Consider the following 1,331-nt stretch of genomic DNA (forward strand, 5'->3'; position numbering starts at 1 on the left):
AGTGCTCGCGGCCCGCGAGCCGCGCCCCGTGCGCCTGCCGCTGTCCTTCTCACAGCGCAGACTGTGGCTGCTGGCCGAGATCGAGGGACGCGGGCCGGCGTACAACGTCCCGCTTTCCGTGCGGATCACCGGTGACCTGGACGCGGATGCGCTGCGGGCGGCCGTCGGTGACCTGACCCGGCGGCACGAGACGCTGCGCACGGTGTACGCGGACCACGACGGCGAGCCGCATCAGCGGGTGCTGCCGCCCGAGGCCGCGCCGCCGTACTTCGCACGGAAGCCGGTGGCGCCCGGGGCCCTGGAGGCGGAGCTGACCGCGGCAGCCCGGCACGCCTTCGATCTGCGGACCGAACCACCGCTGCGGGTCATCCTGTTCGAACCCGCCGAGGGTGCCGCGGTGCTGCTGATCCTGCTGCACCACATCGCCACCGACGGGCAGTCGCTCGGCCCGCTCCTCGGCGACCTCGCCACCGCCTACGACGCCCGGCGGGACGGCCGCCCGCCCGGGTGGGAGCCGCTGCCGGTCCAGTACGCCGACTACGCGCTGTGGCAGCGACGGTCGCTCGGCGACGCCGAGGACCCCGGCAGCCCGCTGAGCAAGGGGCTCGCCCACTGGCGCCGGGCGCTGGCCGGCCTGCCCGAGGAGCTGGTGCTGCCGCTGGACCGGCCCCGCCCGCCGGTGGCCGGACAGCGCGGCGGCGCGGTGCGCGTCGACTTCGGCCCGGACCTGTACGCGCGGATCGCCGGGCTCGCCCGGTCCGAACGGTGCAGCCCGTTCATGGTGCTGCAGGCCGCGCTCGCCGCGACCCTCAGCAGGCTGGGTGCCGGCGAGGACATCCCGCTCGGCTCACCGGTGGCCGGCCGTCCCGACGACGCCCTGACACCGCTGGTCGGGTTCTTCGTCAACACCCTGGTGCTGCGCACCGACACCTCGGGCAACCCGTCGTTCACCGAGCTGCTGGCCCGGGTGCGGGAGACCGACCTGAACGCCTTCGCCCACCAGGACATCCCCTTCGACCTGGTACTCGAAGCGGTGAACCCGCAGCGGTCGCCGTCCCGGAATCCGCTCTTCCAGGTCTGTCTGGCCCTGGAGAACGGCCCGGAACCCACGGCGGCGCTGGCCGGGCTGCGGACCGCGCCCGCGGAGTTCGTCGACACCGGGACCGCCAAGTTCGACCTGGAGTTCCTGCTGCGCGGCGACGAGGCCGACGGGCTGAGCGGCGCGGTCCTCTACAACAGCGGCCTCTTCGAACCGGCGACGGCCGAGCGGCTGGTCGCCACCTTCCGGCGCCTGCTGGAGCACGTCGTGCGGGATCCGGGCGTCGCTGTCG

1 protein-coding gene is annotated in these 1,331 nt (G+C 74.5%); it reads left to right on the forward strand.

The window, feature by feature from the left end; all coding sequences use genetic code 11:
- Positions 1–1,331, forward strand: a 1,331-nt coding sequence (locus tag PJ985_RS23155) for a condensation domain-containing protein (RefSeq protein WP_271685846.1), incomplete at both ends; no start/stop codon positions are given.

It is taken from the genome of Streptomyces sp. ACA25 (genome assembly GCF_028200735.1).
Lineage (GTDB): Bacteria > Actinomycetota > Actinomycetes > Streptomycetales > Streptomycetaceae > Streptomyces.